Source organism: Providencia sp. PROV129, from assembly GCF_028482245.1.
GTDB lineage: Bacteria > Pseudomonadota > Gammaproteobacteria > Enterobacterales > Enterobacteriaceae > Providencia > Providencia vermicola.
The window spans coordinates 16,532-36,379 of the sequence record NZ_JAMPQD010000020.1; the positions used below are offsets into that span (position 1 = coordinate 16,532).

At 38.6% G+C, this 19,848-nt stretch carries 11 protein-coding genes; 2 read left to right on the top strand and 9 right to left on the bottom strand.

Going from position 1 to position 19,848, the window contains the following annotated elements; all coding sequences use genetic code 11:
• Positions 1-115: 115 nt before the first annotated feature.
• From PSF27_RS14635 to dgt, 8 genes are all read right to left on the bottom strand, one after another.
• Positions 116-5,329, bottom strand: a complete 5,214-nt coding sequence (locus tag PSF27_RS14635) for a TcdA/TcdB pore-forming domain-containing protein (protein WP_272681753.1) — start codon at positions 5,327-5,329, stop codon at positions 116-118.
• Positions 5,326-6,909, bottom strand: coding sequence for a T3SS effector HopA1 family protein (locus PSF27_RS14640; protein WP_272681754.1), 1,584 nt, complete (start codon positions 6,907-6,909; stop codon positions 5,326-5,328). The genes PSF27_RS14635 and PSF27_RS14640 overlap by 4 nt, the downstream gene beginning before the upstream one ends.
• 220 nt (positions 6,910-7,129) lie before the next feature.
• Positions 7,130-8,431: a phosphopyruvate hydratase gene (eno, locus tag PSF27_RS14645; RefSeq protein WP_206082943.1), complete on the bottom strand. Its 1,302-nt coding sequence runs from the start codon at positions 8,429-8,431 to the stop codon at positions 7,130-7,132.
• 65 nt (positions 8,432-8,496) lie between these two features.
• Positions 8,497-10,134: a glutamine hydrolyzing CTP synthase gene (gene pyrG / locus PSF27_RS14650; RefSeq protein WP_272681755.1), complete on the bottom strand. Its 1,638-nt coding sequence runs from the start codon at positions 10,132-10,134 to the stop codon at positions 8,497-8,499.
• Between the two features lie 568 nt (positions 10,135-10,702).
• Positions 10,703-11,497 (bottom strand): nucleoside triphosphate pyrophosphohydrolase, encoded by a 795-nt coding sequence (gene mazG, locus PSF27_RS14655; protein ID WP_206082945.1) that lies wholly within the window; start codon positions 11,495-11,497, stop codon positions 10,703-10,705.
• Between the two features lie 314 nt (positions 11,498-11,811).
• Positions 11,812-14,043 carry a GTP diphosphokinase gene (gene relA, locus PSF27_RS14660; RefSeq protein ID WP_272681756.1) on the bottom strand — a complete coding sequence of 744 codons (2,232 nt, stop codon included), beginning with the start codon at positions 14,041-14,043 and terminating at the stop codon, positions 11,812-11,814.
• Between the two features lie 16 nt (positions 14,044-14,059).
• On the bottom strand, positions 14,060-15,391 hold the full coding sequence (gene rlmD / locus PSF27_RS14665; RefSeq protein ID WP_206082947.1) for a 23S rRNA (uracil(1939)-C(5))-methyltransferase RlmD: 1,332 nt from the start codon (positions 15,389-15,391) through the stop codon (positions 14,060-14,062).
• A gap of 165 nt (positions 15,392-15,556) precedes the next feature.
• Positions 15,557-17,083, bottom strand: coding sequence for a dGTPase (gene dgt / locus PSF27_RS14670; RefSeq protein WP_206082948.1), 1,527 nt, complete (start codon positions 17,081-17,083; stop codon positions 15,557-15,559).
• 246 nt (positions 17,084-17,329) lie between these two features.
• On the opposite strand from dgt, the gene mtnN reads away from it, so the two are divergent.
• Together mtnN and btuF are read left to right on the top strand one after the other, a co-directional pair.
• The gene (mtnN, locus tag PSF27_RS14675) at positions 17,330-18,022 is read left to right on the top strand and encodes a 5'-methylthioadenosine/S-adenosylhomocysteine nucleosidase (protein WP_206082949.1); all 693 of its coding nucleotides are present in this window, start codon (positions 17,330-17,332) and stop codon (positions 18,020-18,022) included.
• Between the two features lie 63 nt (positions 18,023-18,085).
• Positions 18,086-18,916 carry a vitamin B12 ABC transporter substrate-binding protein BtuF gene (gene btuF, locus PSF27_RS14680; protein ID WP_272681757.1) on the top strand — a complete coding sequence of 277 codons (831 nt, stop codon included), beginning with the start codon at positions 18,086-18,088 and terminating at the stop codon, positions 18,914-18,916.
• A gap of 387 nt (positions 18,917-19,303) precedes the next feature.
• On the opposite strand, the gene erpA is transcribed toward btuF, so the two are convergent.
• On the bottom strand, positions 19,304-19,648 hold the full coding sequence (erpA, locus tag PSF27_RS14685) for an iron-sulfur cluster insertion protein ErpA (RefSeq protein WP_154623408.1): 345 nt from the start codon (positions 19,646-19,648) through the stop codon (positions 19,304-19,306).
• Positions 19,649-19,848 lie beyond the last annotated feature (200 nt).

Below are 19,848 nucleotides of genomic sequence, written 5' to 3' on the forward strand. Positions count from 1 at the left end.
TTTATTCCCTTGGGTAAGAATAAACATAACTTGCTGATTTTTATATAATAAAACAACTTATTCCATTGGTTAATTTATTGCTATAAAAACCAGCTATGAAATCAATCAGTTAAATCTATAAGTAAGGTGATAAAAGTGGTGGCATCAAACTTAATGCACGTTCTGATGGAAAATAAGCACCAGTGTCTTGCTGTGATAAATCAAGGTCAAAATTAAACATCACTGCTTTTTCAATAATTAATTGAGTTTGATGTTCACTCATTGCGCTAAAATCACCTTGTTGTGCATTAAATAAACTTTCTGTATGTATTGTATCACGAGTAAATTCACTCAGACTCATAGAGTATGATTGATTGTGTATTCGGATCTTTAAATGATTATGTGTTTTAGCGTTTTGACCAAACACCTGCCTAATAACTAATGATGTTGATGAATTTATATCAAAAATAACTAAGTCATCATCACGACGAAACGTCATAAGTGAACGGCGATTTAATGCAGGCAAAATGAGAAGATCCTCTTTTTCATCATAGCTATCATTATCAATAATAATCGTTTGGTAATTCAGCCATGATTCTTGGCTGATTAAATAACTATCTTGTCCTTCTCCGCCACTTAAAATAATATTTTTCACGTTTTTGATTATTGATGGGCTAAGAATATCATGCTCTTTTCCACCTTGAACAATCAAAGAAGAACTTAAATGATTAGCACTAAATTCATTATTTGACTGGCTGTTTAATAAACCAACATAAAGTATTTCTCCATTTTCAGCGGAAATTAATAAACCTTCATCTACTCGTTCTACTTTATTAATTTGAAAGCCAGAGTAAAGGTCAATTATAGCAGGTAAATCAGTTGGGTTATTGAGTACTGAGCCTTCAGAAAATGCAGCCATTAATTCTTTTTCTGTTGCGAAGTGTTGTTCATACAATTTTTTTTGCTTTCTATCAAAAATTAACCCTCCAGAACACGTTGCGTTCAGACCTAAAAATTGCAGTTCATTTTCTGAAGAAAGTTGATGTGCAATGATGACTTTCCCTTGAACACTCCATGCTGGAAGTATTTTGCTATTATCAACACTTCTAATACCAAGTAATGGAAGAACCGTTTTATCCCGATAATCAGATTCTAAGTCCCGCCACCAATATGCATGCTCTCGAAGCCATTTATCAGTCAATGCAACTGTAGATGAAGACCTATTAACATTTAACTGGCTAACAACACCAATGCTATCAACAAGTAGTAAATTTCCTTTCCATGTAAATACACGCTCTAAATTAGGCATGAACATAAACCAGGCTGAAGGTTTTATTACATTTAATACATCTTGCCCCGCACCTCTTTGTTGATATAGTGATTTTTCCTTATCACTATAAAAGTAAAAGACTTCAGTCCTATCGTTATCAAATAATGATGAGACTAAATGTAAATCCTCAGGGATTGCCCAATGACTTTGCCTCAAAGTACGATCGACGGGAAAATGACCAAACCCTAACGAAGCAGATAGGTTAGGCTTAATCAGTTTATTATCTTTGAGTCTAATCCAGTAGCGGTGCTGAGCTTGATTGTAGTCACTTCCAGATATCATCACCAAACTGGCTAAGCTGGAGTATTTCAATTGTGACATTCCAAAATTATTTTTATTATCAATTAAGTAACGCTGTAAAATGTCTTCAGGTTCAGTACTTCCTAACTGAGTATGAGTGCTAGCTAAATCGACTAACAGTTCAGGTGCTGAAACAAGACTCACCAATTCAATGTTATTTTCTACAATTTGGTAATTTGCTACCTCGAGTGAATCTTGATAGCGACAAGAAAAATAAATAATATCTTCTTCTGACCATACTTTTAAAACGTCTAAATTACGTGCCATTTTGTTTTCTAATCGGTATTCAGAAAGAACCTTTCCACTATTAAGGTCTGTCACCCAAATCAGAGGCGAGCCTACTGAATAAAAAATAGCCTTATCTTTTCTAACCCACGCTAACAGTGCATTTTTTTTCTCTGCATCAATTGAGTCTGTAAATAGTATTTTTTCCGTTTTCACATCAAAATAAGCACGGCCTACATTGTTTCCATTATGCTGATAATTTTCAATAATAACATACTGTTGATGTGTTCTATGTTCCAAGGCTAAAGTGTGTAAATATGCATCAAAACCTTTTATGTTATTTTTCCATACTGTTTCATCAATACTCACAACTGTCATCGATTTTGTTTTGAAATTTATTTCGTTTACTTCATTCTCATTTCCAATAATATAATATTTACTTCCTGGATTTTTATTCTTGATAAAAAAATCAACCTCCCCAACGCTTACTCGATCATCAAATATTTTTATATTATTATTATCTTTTGAGTTAATTATCCATTGAGAAGAGTTCTGGCAGCTTGAGCAATCTGATAATAATACATTGACTCCTTCATTAATATTAATGGTATATTTTCCCCCACACCCTTCTAGATCATAACTAACAAATCCGTGCCACTCTTTTGGTAAATTAGGTATAATTAGATTACGTTTTTTATTGTCTAACCTAACACTTATTGGGGTATTAACATACTCATGGTAAATATGAGTAATTGTATTTTCGCTTGGGAAAATATAAAAATCATAATCAAATTTATCAGTCCGCTCTAGCCTACGAATAACATCAAAACCATTGTCGTGCCTTGTTGTTGCCCCAGGCCATAAATTATAGTCATACTTTATATATGATTTTGGTGTCACTGGTAAAAAAACATTCTCCTGTGAAGCGAAATCCACAGTACGGTACCTACTTACATAGCCTATTCCTGTACGAATATTAATTGCTTGTTGTCTATCATGTACCATAGTTGGAAAATTACCCGCCCAAAAAATATAATTTTTTCGCCCCCCGCCAGAAGATTTCTCACTCGTGCGATAAATATATTGACTATCAAATTCGATTTTATCCGCTTGTAAGTCGATAGTTTTAAATACAGCACCATATTTAGGTATTAAAGTTTTATTATCTTTCGAATATTCATAACCGTTACCTTGGTATGCTTTATCCAGTGTGCTAAAATACAAACCAACCGCTTTGGCATCCTCACCTATGATGGCAAAATTACGCGCAAGTGCTGTGAAACCAATCCCAAGCCCAGAAACAATGACCCCCATTCCACCGAAAGAGGCTGATGCAGTCGTGTAACCAAAAGCATCAGCACCTATAGCCATAGTATTAGCTAAAAAACTTGCAGAATCAAAAACGAGTTGAGTACTAAAAGTGATTGTCTGTGGCTCATTTTCAGCTTGTGTTATTTCATAAATATCAAACCCAATCAATGCACCATTAAATAATGTCGATAGCCCCTCATTAGCAACTTTAGCGAGTGATGATGAAAAGAGATTCATTGAGGGAGCTACTGCTTTTGTTTGGTAACTTAATGCGGTTTTAGCTAATTGCGTTATATGAGCAATATCTTTTACTGTGCTCTGGGTGATTAATGCATAATTTACATAGGTATGAATTTTTAAAGCTATAGCTAAATTTGATGTATTCGAAGTCTTTGTATTTTCATTCCGGTTTCTGTCTTCTACCCATTGGATGATTGATTGAATCACAACCCCCGCATTTAAACCATCAATAGAATTACCTTCTACAGTTAGGCTTTTTTGTCTGAATTCTTCTTCAATAAAATGATAATCGCGCCCAAACTCCGTCATTTTTTCAAGGCTATATTGGTGAAAATCTTTAAATGTTTTATCGGTTGTTTCAACCCATTGAGTTAAATCTGTGTCATCTAAGTGAATAAATTGAATACGATAATGCCCCTCTTTCTCTTCTTCTATATTAGAAAACAAGGGAAGCCATCGATCATCAAGGTTATTTTCTACAGATAATTTAACGCTTGCTTCATGAATTTTTTCTGCCCACTGGTTTGCATCCAAGATGGATAGTGAACATTTTAATTGTAAATCTTGGTATATTTCATTTTGGCCTCTTAATATTAATCTTGCTTTATTCTGCCTCGCTTCTATTGTGCTAATCTCATTTTCATCGCTTAAATTTTCAACGGTAAGCTGGTTACCTATCGAAACCTCACTCATTTTATGGGTATCGATATAAACCAGATTAAAAGCCGGCTTTCCATCTACGTCAAATGCAGAGTAATAAGGTGCAAATTTTTTCTCAATAAAGAACTTTGTTATTGCATTAAATAAACTTTGGCTATTATCAAATACAAAAATACCAAAGTTAGGATCATAAAAATAGTAGTTACTCTTACCATTTTCCACTTTTTTCCCTAACATCATTGAATGACTATTAGTATTTAATGCAAACATCATTGTGTCATCACGAACAGTTAATAACTCATGGATCTTGTTTAAGCTCATTTTCCCATAGGAAAAAGAAGATTCAACAGCACCGGTATTTGAGTGTAGGTTATTCAACCCCTCCTTTAATAAAATGGAATTTTCATCATCTGGATTTGCAGCAGCGACATAGAGTTTATCTATGAGTTTATCAGCACTATTTTGTCCCCCTTTTGCCAATGCAACAGACATCGCCCTAACCAGTGGATAACAGCGTCCACCAGATTCACTTTTAATAATTGATAAGTAAAAGTCCTGAGGGATCAACCTATTTCTTTTACTACCATTTTCATAAAAAAACTCACTGATCTTACCCGTTTCAATAAGAATTTTATCGATATACTCCGCATAATCAGCATCTTGAATCAATCGATATAATGCACCTCTTTCTTTTGCGGAAATCTCCGCTAATACATACTGTTTTTTTAATTGCCAAGACGTTGCATTACTATTAATTTCTTTAATTATAATATTATTATAATTTTTCATTCCTTCATTAAATTCATTTCTAAAATCAATATTCTTTGATGTTCTATGTAAATACAATAAATTTTCATAGCGCTCGATTATTGTTAGCCGACTACGTTCATCTGCTTTAGATGATGAAGACCCTGAGTTTATTCCTCGAACCACAAAGTCCATACCTTTATTCTGTTTAAGTGTTTGCAAATAAAAAGCATATTCAACCTCAAGCAAGCTCGAGTATATCTCATTAAATTGTTCATTTTTTATTCTATCTAAAACTTGATTAACATCTATCGTTGCTTGCATATCAGAAATAATATCTTCATCATTAATTCTCTTTAAATTTAGTTCTATATTTCTAATTCTATTTTTTAACTCATCTGAACTCGATTGGACTTTTCTTTTTACTTCATTAGCTAAATTTAACCAATGAATAGAGTTAACTTTTTTTTCATCTGTGACTGAATACTCTTCAGCTGTAGAAAAATAGACGTCTATTTTTTTTGCAAAAAGATTCAACTTTTCGTGTACATTTTTTCTGTAAAGATTAAATTCCGTTTTTTTTCATCTAAAAAATAACTCTCTGCTGATTTAATTTTTACATTATCAGGCAAAAAGTGTAATCCATCCTGATTCGTTCTATCTTGAAAAACCAACTTCCAATTTTCATCATCAAAATATAAAAAAATAAAGGGACTATCATGCTCCCTATTTTTATAATCCCGCTCATCTATAGCCATGGTAACATTATCATAAAGTAAAGAACTGTTATAACGACTATCATAGAAAACTCTATATTTTTCTGAATCTAACTCTGTGACAATAACAGAGCCTTTATTAACCTTACTTAAAAATAAAAATTTATTTTCTGGAGATGTTTTTTCTATATCAATATAATTAGAAAAGTCTTTATCTGCCCCTTTTGAGTTAGTATCTAAAAAATAACTCTCTAGTGCATAAGCAGGATTTGAATGATAAGTATCATCAACATACTTTATTTCATATTCAGATTTTTCATTACGGTAAAATACAAATTTCCCACTTACTGGTATTTCGTCTATATCATTGAGATAACCTGCATTAACTTTATATGAGTAGCAAAATTGCTCGGGGGTTAATACAAATTGTTGTATATCTCGACTTGGATCAGTAGTACCTAACTCTAAATTTGAACCATTCAGCCCTGTTTTCAAAAACCTATCTTTAATCGTTTGAGAAATAAGCGCAGGGTCTTTAGGATCATAGCCAAAACGTTGTAATGTTCTTGGTAATGTGTTTATTAACCTTTCACCTGTTAATAACGATTCAGTGACTGCCTTGGCCATAATCACTGCCCTTGATTCACCATAGCTACTAGATTGCCCCTCTACCGTTTCAGAATAAGAGATCCCAGTCATTAGCCTTTTCATACCAACGGGCGTATGTTCAATAAGTGCATCTGGTGGTAGCAGTGATTTTAATTGCTGGCTAACTTCTTTAGCAGACACAGAACTCGCCTCTGCAAGGTAAATAACGGCTTGATCGGTTCTGTTACCTAATTTTCTTGGCCCCATAATTTTTGATTGAAAGACATTTTTTTGGGGATCATTGTCATATAACTTAATCAAAGCATTTGCTAAATCAATGTAATTTTTCTTATTAACATTAACCGTTAATCGAGCCATTAATTTGGATCTACTCAAATAACGTTGACGGTAATCTTTTGGTAAAATACGATAAGCACTTGCATTCAATTGTTGTTCTGAACTTAATTTAAAAAAAGATTCTTCATTTTGCCCTTGGACTCTAATACTGACTTTATCCCTAACCTCTGAATTTAGAAGAGTTTTAAACTCATCAAAAAATAAATTTCTTTCTTCAAGATTTAACCCACTTGATTCTGCCGGGATATCATTACTATATAATTGATAAATAATGTCAGTTATTTTATCTTCAATATAATTCTTTTTTTCTATTAATGTCGAATCCCAATTAAAACTATTATTTTTATAACCAATTTTAATCTCTTTAATTAAATCGATAATTTCCTGAGCAGTTCTTGCTTTATCTCTGCCTTCCCTTGAAATGGCAAGTAACGACTCATAACCTTCCTTTTCCATATTCCACCATTTAATATCAAAATTAATTTATTTTAAAGACTTATTTCTATCACAGAAAATAAATATTATTGAATTCGTTTTAATAAAATAGGTAAATTTAAGATTAACTTTAATATGGAAAAAATGATTTTTTTATCGTTTTTTAAAATATCATTTATTTTAAGCATAAAAAACGGGAAGCCGATGCCTCCCGTTGCAATCAATTAGCTTAGCAATTAAATTATGCTTGGCCTTTAACTTCTTTTAAACCGTTGAATGGTGCACTGTTACCCAGAGCTTCTTCAATACGGATTAATTGGTTGTATTTAGCAACACGGTCAGAACGACTCATAGAACCTGTTTTGATTTGCCCCGCTGCAGTACCCACTGCTAAGTCCGCAATAGTTGCATCTTCAGTTTCGCCTGAACGGTGAGAAATAACAGCAGTATAGCCTGCATCTTTCGCCATTTTAATTGCAGCCAAAGTTTCAGTTAACGAACCGATTTGGTTGAATTTAATTAGGATTGAGTTAGCGATACCTTTGTCGATACCTTCTTTCAGGATCTTAGTATTAGTTACAAATAGGTCGTCACCAACCAATTGGATTTTGTCACCAAGAACTTTAGTTTGGTATGCAAAACCATCCCAGTCAGATTCGTTCAGACCATCTTCGATAGATACGATTGGGTACTGTTTAGTCAGCTCTTCTAAGTAATGAGTGAACTCTTGAGACGTAAAGGTTTTACCTTCGCCTTTCAGTTCATAATTACCTGTTTCAGCGTTGAAGAACTCAGATGCTGCACAGTCCATCGCTAACGTTACGTCTTTACCTAATACATAACCTGCTTGTTCAACCGCTTCTTTGATAGCGGCTAACGCTGCTGCGTTAGACTCTAAGTTAGGTGCATAACCACCTTCATCACCTACAGCCGTGTTCATACCTTTAGATTTCAGTACTTTTGCTAAGTGATGAAAAATCTCAGAACCCATGCGAACCGCTTCTTTCAGCGTTGGTGCGCCAACAGGCTGGATCATGAATTCTTGGATATCAACGTTGTTATCTGCGTGCTCACCACCGTTGATGATATTCATCATTGGCAGAGGCATTGAATATTGACCGTGAGTCCCATTCAGATCAGAAATATGCTCATACAGAGGCATACCTTTTGCCGCTGCTGCTGCTTTTGCGTTTGCTAAAGAAACAGCCAGAATTGCGTTCGCACCAAATTTAGATTTGTTTTCAGTGCCATCAAGGTCAATCATGATTTTATCGATATTTGCTTGATCTTTTGCATCTTTACCGATCAGGGCTTCTGCGATTGGGCCATTAACTGCACCAACAGCTTTCAGAACACCTTTACCCAGGAAACGTGCTTTATCACCGTCACGCAGTTCCAGAGCTTCACGAGAACCTGTCGATGCACCTGATGGTGCAGCTGCTAAACCAACGAAGCCACCTTCTAAGTGAACTTCAGCTTCAACAGTTGGGTTACCACGAGAGTCAATGATTTCACGGCCGATCACTTTAACAATTTTGGACATTAGGTTTTCCTCAGTACAAGTTAAATTTCGGGAAGTTGGTGCCAATGCGCCGACTTCCCCATATCTTATTTCAACTCACCTTTCTGGTACTTACCAGCGGCTTTAACAAAACCTGCAAATAATGGGTGACCATCTCTTGGGGTCGAAGTGAACTCTGGGTGGAATTGGCAAGCCACAAACCAAGGGTGATTTGGGTTTTCAATAATTTCTACCAGTTTGTTATCTACTGAGCGACCTGCGATTTTTAGGCCCGCATCTTCGATGCGTTTCAGTAATAAGTTATTCACTTCATAACGATGACGGTGACGTTCAACGATGGTTTCAGCACCATACATATCACGCACTAAGCTACCATTCACTAAATGGCATGGCTGCCCGCCAACACGCATTGTACCGCCAAGGTCGCTCTCTTCAGAACGCACTTCAACGTTACCCTCTTCATCACGCCATTCTGTAATCAGCGCAACAACTGGATATTTACAATCTGCTTTGAATTCTGTTGAGTTTGCATCTGTCATATTGGCAACGTTACGTGCAAATTCAATCAGGGCAACTTGCATACCCAAACAAATACCTAAATAAGGGATTTTATTCTCACGTGCGTATTGCGCTGTCAGAATTTTCCCTTCTACACCACGCTCACCAAAACCGCCTGGAACTAAAATTGCATCAAGCCCTTTCAGTAATTCAACACCACGGGTTTCGATATCTTGCGAGTCAATTAGCTTAATATTCACGGTTAAACGATTTTTCAAGCCGCCGTGTTTCAGTGCTTCGATAACTGATTTATACGCATCTGGTAACTCAACGTATTTACCCACCATTCCGATAGTTACTTCCCCAGCAGGATTGGCTTCTTCGTAAATAACTTGTTCCCACTCAGACAGATTCGCTTCAGGCACATCGATACGGAAACGGCTACAGATGTATTCATCCAAACCTTGGGATTTTAACAAGGCTGGGATTTTATAAATAGAATCAACGTCTTTTAGTGAGATAACTGCTTTTTCTGGCACATTACAGAATAACGCGATTTTCGCGCGCTCGTTTGCAGGAATCACACGGTCTGAACGGCAAATTAATACGTCAGGTTGAATACCAATGGACAGCAATTCTTTCACAGAATGTTGCGTTGGTTTGGTTTTTACTTCACCCGCAGCTGCAAGATATGGCACTAAGGTTAAGTGCAAATATAGTGTGCGTTCACGACCCACTTCCGCCGCCATTTGACGAATAGCTTCTAAGAATGGCAGAGATTCGATATCACCGACAGTTCCGCCAACTTCAACGAGAACAACATCATGGCCTTCACCACCACGGATGATACGGTCTTTGATTTCATTCGTAATATGCGGGATAACTTGGATGGTAGCGCCTAAGTAGTCGCCACGGCGCTCTTTGCGCAGAACTTCAGAGTAGACACGGCCTGTCGTAAAGTTATTACGACGTGTCATTTTGGTACGGATGAAACGCTCATAATGACCCAAATCCAAGTCAGTTTCAGCGCCGTCTTCTGTAACGAAAACTTCCCCGTGTTGGGTTGGGCTCATTGTACCTGGATCTACGTTAATGTAGGGATCCAGTTTCATAATCGTTACATTGAGTCCACGGGCTTCGAGTATAGCCGCCAACGAGGCTGCGGCAATGCCTTTACCCAGAGAGGATACGACCCCGCCGGTCACAAAAATATAGTTAGTTTTCATGCTGAACCTGAAAGTTTAGGTTTAAAAGATGATGGATATAACAGGACGGGAAAACAGTATACCCGAACCTTAATTTCGCTACAAATGTTCTAAGCATAATAAGGCTAAATTTCATCAACACTCTAATATTATCAGCAAGTTAAAAACGAAAATTATTTATCGCTTCAAAAATAGTCATCTGCGTCTGTTTTTATACATTAACACAGTTTAAAGGCAAAAGCTAAATCCTTTCAGCTCATTCTATAGCATAAAAAATGCAATTCTGCACTAAGTTTGATTTTGAATAACTATTTACTCTATCACTCGCTATTTGACGCCTAAAAATGCCATTCTATTCATTGTTTTTGAAGCTTTATTTGGGAATATTAAATAAATTACTTTTAGAATAAACCAACAACATCCAAATCTTAAAACGACAAATAGTTTCAATACTTACATGTAATGGCTCTAAATAGTTCGCATTACAGCTAGGCGGCAAGAGAGGATATCTCGGGGAGCATACATAAGTATGTGACCCATGTGCCGAACGCAGCCAACAACGCTGTAGTGTGAAATATGACGAGACATTTTATTCTTGGCTTTTAACCTGCAGCCAAAGTGCCTCCATCTCTTCAAGTGTAGCACCTTCTACAGACTTACCACTTTCGGATAAGCTTTTCTCGATTTGCCTAAAACGTCGTTCAAATTTATTACAGGCTTTTTGCAGTGCAATTTCGGGCTTATGGCCTAGGTGACGAGACAAATTTACTGTCGCAAACAGCAAGTCTCCAATTTCTTCTTCTAAGCGGTTTTGATCTACAACCACCTGAGTGGCTTCTTCCATGACTTCTTCAAGTTCTTCATGCACTTTTCCAACCACTGGGCCAAGCGTATCCCAATCAAAACCGACAGAAGCACAACGTTTTTGAATTTTATAGGCTTTCATCAGTGCAGGGAGTGAGTTTGGAATATCATCAAGTACAGAAAATTGAGACTTTTCAGCACGTTCTTTTGCCTTACGCTTTTCCCATCCCTCAATCACTTCGGAACTTGAAAGTTGGTTGTTCGCATCAAAGATATGTGGGTGACGATGCTCAAGTTTGTCACTCACCGCTTGGCAGATATCATTAAAATCGAAAAGTGATTTTTCATTCGCCATTTGTGCATAAAAAACGACTTGGAATAATAAGTCACCCAATTCGCCTTTTAGATCAGAAAAGTCCTCACGCTCTATCGCATCAAGTACCTCATAGGTTTCTTCAAGTGTGTAAGGTGCGATGGTTTTAAATGTTTGTACTTTATCCCAAGGGCACCCCGTTTTTGGGTCGCGCAGCTGTGCCATGATGGATAGTAAGCGTTCAATTTGGTGATTTTGCTGACTCATTGTATTACCCTTTGATTTTCTTTTGTTTCTACATTGCTACCTTTATTTCAAACTTACCAGATATAAAGGCTAATCAACAAAGAAAACTTGAAAAGGATCATTTCAAAATAGTTGGTGTTGTCGCGAGGAGAGCGCGCAGCCAACAACGCTGCGGCTCAAAATATAAAAATGGTTAATTATAATGGTGCCGATTTTCAAAATAGTTTGCGTTGTAGGTAGGCGGCAAGATTAGCTATCTCGAGGAGCATACATAAGTATGTGACCCGAGTAGCTAAGTGTAGCCAACACCCCTACAACGCAAAATATGAAGAAAATCACTGGGAATGGCGTTTTGCCTCAATAACATCCGGCAACTGATTTAATTTTGCTAACACCCGGCTCAGCACCTCAATATTATACAGCTCAATTGTCATATCTATCGTTGCTAATTGCTGCTTCACATCGCTGCGGCTACTGACGCCAAGCACATTAACCTTCTCATTAGCTAATATTGTCGTGATATCACGTAGTAGACCACTACGGTCATTGGCGATAACTCTAACCACGAGAGAATAACCACTGGAATAGTTTTCTCCCCAAACTGCATCTATCACACGTTCTGGTGCGTGACTTTGCAGCTCAGCTAATTGTTCGCAATCCGCACTGTGAATAGAAATACCTCGTCCTTTCGTGATAAAACCGACAATTTCATCCCCTGGAATTGGCTGGCAGCAACGTGCAATATGGTGCATTAGGTTACCAACCCCTTCAACCACCACTCGACCACTACCATGGGATGGTGCTCTTGGGAGTGAAGACTTACTTTCTAATGTCTTCATTGCCGCGCGGTCTTCTTCTTCCGCCGTTGCTTTATTGAATTTGCTTTGTAAGAAATTCACCAACTGGTTAATTCGAATATCACCGCCACCAATACCTGCTAATACTTCGTCCAGAGAATGAACGTTATAGCGGGCAATAAGCAGTTTTTCCGCTTCACGCAGGCTAATATCAAGCTGAGATAGTTCACTATCTAAAATCTGGCGTCCAGCAAGAATGTTTTTATCTCTGTCTTGTTTACGGAACCAGTTTTGAATTTTGGCACGCCCACGGCTGGTTGTGACATAGCCTAAGTTTGGATTTAACCAATCACGGCTTGGGTTCGGATGTTTTTGGGTGATGATTTCAATTTGATCCCCCATTTGCAGTTGATAACTAAATGGCACGATCCGACCACCAATTTTCGCACCGATACAACGATGCCCTACATCACTGTGAATATGGTAGGCAAAATCAAGTGGAGTTGACCCTGTCGGTAAATCGACAACATCCCCTTTCGGTGTAAAGACATAAACGCGATCATCAAATACCTGGCTACGAACTTCATCAAGCATTTCACCTGAGTCTGCCATTTCTTCCTGCCATGCAATTAATTTACGCAGCCATGCAATACGATTTTCGTAGCTGCTTCCCTTGCCAATTCCTGTTGCGCCTTCTTTATATTTCCAGTGTGCAGCGACCCCTAACTCTGCATCTTCATGCATTTGGCGGGTACGAATTTGAATTTCAAGGGTTTTACCGTTGGGGCCCAACACAACTGTATGAATTGATTGATAGCCATTTGGCTTGGGGTTTGCTACATAGTCATCAAACTCATCAGGAAGATGGCGAAAATGGGTATGCACAATTCCCAGTGCCGCGTAGCAATCTTGCAAACGTTCAACCACGATACGTACAGCCCGCACATCGAATAGCTCATCAAACGCCAATGATTTCTTCTTCATTTTGCGCCAAATACTGTAGATATGCTTGGGGCGACCGTAAATATCAGCCTGAATGTTTTCTTTTAGCATATATTTACGCAACGTACCGACAAAATTATCAATATAATCTTCACGGTCAATACGGCGTTCATGGAGTAACTTAGCGATTTTTTTGTATTCATCAGGGTGCAAATAACGGAAGCAGAAGTCCTCTAACTCCCATTTTAATTGCCCTATCCCTAAGCGATTCGCTAATGGCGCATAAATATTGGAGCATTCTTTTGCGGCTAATACGCGTTCATCTTCTGTGGCGTCTTTGACTTCACGCAAATGCGCGATACGCTCTGCTAGCTTGATGACAACACAACGAAAATCTTCCACCATCGACAATAACATACGACGGATATTATCGACTTGGACTGAGCTTGTTTCACTGGATTGTGTCGCTTTTAATTGACGAATAGCATCCATCTCAAGCACGCCTTTAACAAGTTCGTGTATCGAATTTCCGAACTGTTCAATGACTTCCTGCTCTTCCAGCTTGCCTTCTTCTACTAATGGAAATAATAATGCGGCTTGTAAGCTGCCGATGTCCATGCTGAGCGTAGATAAGATTTCGGTCATCTCGATGCCACGCCACAGCAATAAAGGCCCAATTTCTTGGCCTGCTAATTTATCGTGACAAAACTGCCAGGTATGGATGAGCTTTTCTTCTGATTGTTTATTACTCAAACCCAGACCGCCTACCCATTTTTCTGGGGCAAACTCACCTGCTGGGGTAAGATGTGCGCTTCTTACTGCAACCATATATTCTCCCTACCTGTTAATGCTCTGGCCGACGGATAAATAGTGCCATTGATTCTAAATGGCTAGTGTGCGGAAACATGTCTAACATCCGCAAATGTAACAATTGATACCCCTCATCAAGCAAAACTTTACTGTCCCTTGCTAATGTCGTTGGGTTACAAGAAACATAGACAATTTTTTCAGGCATCAGTTTAATTAAATGTTCCATCACGCCCGCCGCCCCTGCTCGTGCAGGGTCTAATAATACTTTATTGAACCCTTGAGCTGCCCACGGTTGTGTATGAATTTCGGCTTCTAGGTTCTCATTATAGAAGGTCGCGTTGGAAATAGTATTGAGCTGAGCGTTGTTTCGCGCCTGTTCGACTAAATTTTCGACACCTTCAACCCCAACAACTGATTGCGCTAATCGTGCTATTGGTAACGTAAAATTACCCATTCCGCAAAAAAGGTCTAATACCCTATCTTCACGCGTTAGATCTAACCATGCTAACGCTTGTGCCACCATCAATTGATTTACTTGCCCATTCACTTGAATAAAATTCAATGGGTTAAATTTAAGCACTTCACCTACCACTTGATATTCTGGCATTGGTGAGCTCGACGTCAGCGCTTCTAATGCATTGTCATTTCCTGCCAACCAGATAGACACGTCATATTGCCTTTCAAAATCGTTAAGTTTCTGTTTATCTGCATGTGAAAAAGGCACTAAATGACGGATCATGATGATATTGCTGTTATCCGCATGGATAAGCTCAACATGGCCTAATTTCGGCTTAATGCTAAGTTGGTTAAGACACTCAGAAAGGGGGGTAAGTAACATATCCAGTTCAGGCACTAACACTGGACAGTTTTTAATATCAACCAGCGTATTGGACTGTACTTGACGAAACCCCATCACCAACCGTTGATGTTTAGGTTGATATTGCAAGCCTAAGCGAGCACGGCGGCGATAGCCATAAGGTTCACCACTCATTACGGGAGCTGCACTTTTATCAACTCCCGTTTCTCGCATCATTAAATATTGTAAAGCCTCGGCCTTACTTGCTCTTTGTAATTCAATATCAATATGTTGCTGTTGGCAGCCACCACACTGATTAAAATAACGGCATTGTGGCTTCACTCTCTGTGGACTTGTTGATAAGCGCTTAACCACTTTCGCTTTCGCAAAACTACGCTTATCTTCCGTTAACTCAATCTGAGCTTCCTCCCCTGGTAATAAATCCGCAACAAAAATTGTTTTCCCGTCAAGACGTGCTATACCTTGCCCTGCTGCATCTAAGCTATCAGCAATGACCGTAAGTTGACGGCGTGGAGTGGTGCGGCGGTTCGGAGAGTAAAATTGAGCCATAAGTAGTCACAACGAAGTATTAGTTACAAAAAAGGGTCCTTGTTTGTTTCCATTTCAGGCATTTTTTATTTCTGAAAAGAGAAAAACAGACACGCCTAGTATACCTGTTTTTCCTTTTATTTTATTGCCTACTTTTCGATTTTATTACTTAGCGAATTAATATTATTAATTACTCACCATAAATTTTCTATATTCTTCATAAGCATAGTGATCTGTCATACCGCTGATGTAGTCTTGAATCAAGCGGGCTCGATAGTAAAACTCAAGAATAGATTTATCCGCTTCATTCGTTGCAGAGACTTTCTCAAGCGCCTCGTTATAGGATAAACGGTGCTTATTGGATAACTTATGGAATAACCGCGTTTCAATAAAAAAGTGTTTGTGGTAATTTTTTTCCACTAAATCTGCAAAGTCAGTTCGGTTCATCATTAGCAACGGACTATAAAAATCGAGTAATCCACTGATAATTTTATAACCTTGTAACTCTAGCTGCTCGACTTCGTGATGGTTAAATACATGTTTAAATGCAACGGTTTTCAACACTTTCAGCAAACGATGCTCAGGGCTTTTGTCTTCCAATAATGCGCTATTAAAACAACCATGATAAATTTCAGGTAGGTTTTTAATAAAGCGCTGGGCACTATAGTGCGCTAACTTACCTGTAATATTAACGCGTAAGTACATAAAAAACTGGTCTTGCTGAATCCGCCTTGTGTGGTTATCACTAATATTGTTATAAGCACGCATAATGGTTTGATCGAATAAATCATTCTGCTCAACTTTCCCCCACTCTGCGCGCAAATAATCAATTAATTGCTCAACGGTAAAGATCCCTTTTTCTGCAGCGTCATCCAAATCAGCAATACAATAAGAGATATCATCTGCCGCCTCCATAATGTATGAAAGTGGGAAACGGCAATATTTCTCCATATCGAGTTTCTTGGTAAGTTCACTGACAAAATCCGCTTCAGACCAGTAATACCCTGGTTTTTTCATCAAATAATCAAATTCTGCTGGGATTGGTTCTAAATCATAAGCTCCTCGCGTATATTTCAAGATAGAACCAATTTGTGCGTAGGTTAGGTTAAGTTTCAACAAGCGGTGAGCCATTCGTAAACCTTGTGCATTCCCCTCAAATGAACATAAATCTCGCTTCAATTGGCGACGAAAAAGGTCTTGCTTTTCATTGCCTGTTAATTGCAATGCTTCAATTTGACAAGGGTCGGGTAGGTCAGATGAAAATAGATACTCAGGGGCGAGTAGTTTGCTAAACCAGCGCTGAATAGCAGCCTCACCAAAATGTCCGAAAGGTGGGTTACCAATGTCATGCATCAGGCAGGACATCTCCACTAAGCTTTCAAAAGCATCACAACGCTCATCTAACCCATAGGTTTCTAACAATTTTTTCTTTTTCAGCTCACCAAGCACAGTTTTACTGATATAGCGCCCCACTTGCTGAACTTCAAGTGAATGAGTTAATCGGCTGCGCACCGCCGCATTTTGTTCTAATGGGAAAACTTGTGTTTTTTGCTGTAAACGACGAATAGCAGCGGAATTAATAATACGCCCACGGTCACTTTCAAATAAGCGGTTTACGGCGTCTTCATCCTGTGGTGAGACTTTCTGGTTTTTAGCACTGCTCATATAGTTACGCTGAAAGCTCAGTTTCTTTAGAAAATTAATTTCACCCACGCTGCCACCTTCCCTATCTCAATTGATGCTTCATTATATAGCCTAAACACAGGAAAAATACTTCACGACTCACCTTTCAATGTTACACTTCGTGCATCTTTGTAATTTCGTTGTCGAAATTCGAGTTGTTGCAATAAAATTTGCGAACCCGCTCGAAGAACACAGCACTAACACAATAAAACATTATCTTCCCTAGTCAAAATATTGACACTAATCGTACAAATTGAGCAGGGAAAAGGAGACAAAATGAAAGTTGGGATCATTGGAGCGATGGAGCAAGAAGTTGCTATTCTTCGCTCACAAATTGAAGGCTGCCAAACCATTAGTCGTGCAGGTTGTGAAATTTACACAGGGAAAATTAACGGTGTTGATATTGCCCTATTAAAATCAGGTATTGGTAAAGTTGCTGCTGCTATTGGTACGACTTTGTTGTTAGAACATTGTCAGCCTGATGTTGTGATTAATACAGGTTCCGCTGGCGGGTTAGACCCTCGCTTAAATGTGGGTGATATCGTTGTTTCGACCGAAGTACGCTATCACGATGCTGATGTTACGGCATTTGGCTACGAGCCCGGCCAGATGGCACAATGCCCACCTGCTTTTGTCGCTGATAACAAACTCATTGATGTTGCTGAGCAATGCATTAAGTTGCTCGATATGAATGCAGTTCGTGGCTTAGTGTGTAGCGGTGATGCCTTCATTAATGGTGCAGAACCTTTAGCACGCATTAAAGCGACCTTCCCACAAGTTGCTGCTGTTGAAATGGAAGCGACGGCGATTGGCCAAGTCTGCCATCAATTCGGCGTACCATTTGTTGTGGTTCGCGCGATTTCAGATGTTGCAGATAAAGAATCGCATACCAGCTTTGATGAATTTCTTCCCGTTGCAGCTCGCCAGTCTTCACTGATGATCAATGCAATTTTAGCTAAGCTGGCTTAAATTCAACAAAAAAGGCATAACTAATTGTCAGGTATGCCTTTTATCGCCACATGATGATGCGCCATGAAAAAATTAACTGCCTATTCATCCCACGTTATTACTTTATTATTGGCTTGTTTTATCTCCTTTTCTGCTCTGTCTGAGCCAAAACAGCGCGTGGTTAGTTTATCCCCCGCAAATACAGAGCTTGCCTATGCTGCTGGGTTAGGTGATAACTTGATTGCAGTTAGTGCTTACTCCGATTACCCCGAACAAGCAAAGAAGCTGGAGCAAGTTTCTGATTGGCAAGGGGTTAATGTCGAACGTATTATCGCGCTTAAACCTGATTTAATTTTGGCATGGCGAGGGGGAAACCCGCAACGGCCGCTTGATCAGTTGGCATCCTTTGGCATTCCCATTATCTATTTTGACCCACAAACCATTGATGGAGTCATCGACGCTGTCAATGAGTTATCCCAATACAGTCCTAGACCTGAGCTGGCTCAGCAAAATATTAGCGCTATGCGAGCTAAGTTGACTCCTTATCGAAATCAAAAAAAGTCAGATCTCAAAACCAAAAAAATCTTTATCCAACTGGGGACTCAGCCTTTATTTAGTACGGGTAAACATACATTGCAAAATGATGTCGTGACATTTTGTGGAGGGGAAAATATTTTTGCTAACAGCGCCGTGCAATGGCCGCAAATTAGCCGTGAGCAAGTGCTCACTCGTAATCCTGATGTGATTGTAATGACTGGCTCAATTGAACAGGAAAAAGTTGTAAGAAATTTTTGGCAATCACAACTGGATGTCCCAATCATTCGTCTAAATGAAGATTGGTTCCATCGTGCAGGCCCACGAATCATCGACGCCACCGAACAACTTTGTGAGCAGTTAAACGCTTTATCCGATTGATAAAGAAGAATTACGAATTAAGAATTAAGAATTAAGAATTAAGAATTAAGAATTAAGAATTACAGAAATTTTCTAAATAGTTCGTGGTGTGGCAAGGCGGCAAATGAAGATATCTCGGGGAGCATACACAAGTATGTGACCCGAGTAGCTGAATGAAGCCAACACCGCCACGTAGCAACTCTGCAAACAATAAATGTCTTATCCAATTAAGAATTAAGAATTAAGAATTAAGAATTAAGAATTAAGAATTAAGAATTACAGAAATTTTCTAAATAGTTCGCGGTGTGGCAAGGCGGCAAATGAAGATATCTCGGGGAGCATACACAAGTATGTGACCCGAGTAGCTGAATGAAGCCAACACCGCCACAGCACGAAATATGACGAAAATTAGACGCTAAAGGATGAACCACATCCACACGTAGACTTAGCATTTGGATTTGTTACGATAAAACGAGAACCCTCTAAGCCCTCTGTATAGTCGACACTTCCACCCACCAAATATTGCAGACTCATTGGGTCGACGACCAGCGCAACACCTTGTTTCTCAATGGTCATATCACCATCGTTGATTTGATCATCAAAGGTGAAACCGTACTGGAAGCCGCTACATCCGCCACCAGTGATATAAACACGCAGACGCAGATTTGGGTTGTCCTCATCAGAGACTAAATCTTTAACTTTAATTGCTGCCGCATCAGTAAATTGCAATGGCAGAGCTGCATCATCACTCATTTTTCACTCCAAACCGGTGACCGGTAAATTCATGTGTGGGCTAAAAACCACTCAGATCAATTAACCCAATTATCCGCCACTTGACTAAATCGTTCAAGTGTTGTTACGCAATTAGACACATTGTGCATATCTTGCTAGCAACATTTGGTTTAATTGATGCAGTGCTTTAGAATGGTGGCAAATTTTTATTTCGCCCTTTT

Coding starts and splice junctions, on each gene's coding strand:
- PSF27_RS14640 (WP_272681754.1), bottom strand. CDS start 6,909: ATGGAAAAGGAAGGTTATGAGTCGTTACTTGCCATTTCAAGGGAAGGC.
- eno (WP_206082943.1), bottom strand. CDS start 8,431: ATGTCCAAAATTGTTAAAGTGATCGGCCGTGAAATCATTGACTCTCGT.
- pyrG (WP_272681755.1), bottom strand. CDS start 10,134: ATGAAAACTAACTATATTTTTGTGACCGGCGGGGTCGTATCCTCTCTG.
- mazG (WP_206082945.1), bottom strand. CDS start 11,497: ATGAGTCAGCAAAATCACCAAATTGAACGCTTACTATCCATCATGGCA.
- relA (WP_272681756.1), bottom strand. CDS start 14,043: ATGGTTGCAGTAAGAAGCGCACATCTTACCCCAGCAGGTGAGTTTGCC.
- rlmD (WP_206082947.1), bottom strand. CDS start 15,391: ATGGCTCAATTTTACTCTCCGAACCGCCGCACCACTCCACGCCGTCAA.
- mtnN (WP_206082949.1), top strand. CDS start 17,330: ATGAAAGTTGGGATCATTGGAGCGATGGAGCAAGAAGTTGCTATTCTT.
- btuF (WP_272681757.1), top strand. CDS start 18,086: ATGAAAAAATTAACTGCCTATTCATCCCACGTTATTACTTTATTATTG.
- erpA (WP_154623408.1), bottom strand. CDS start 19,648: ATGAGTGATGATGCAGCTCTGCCATTGCAATTTACTGATGCGGCAGCA.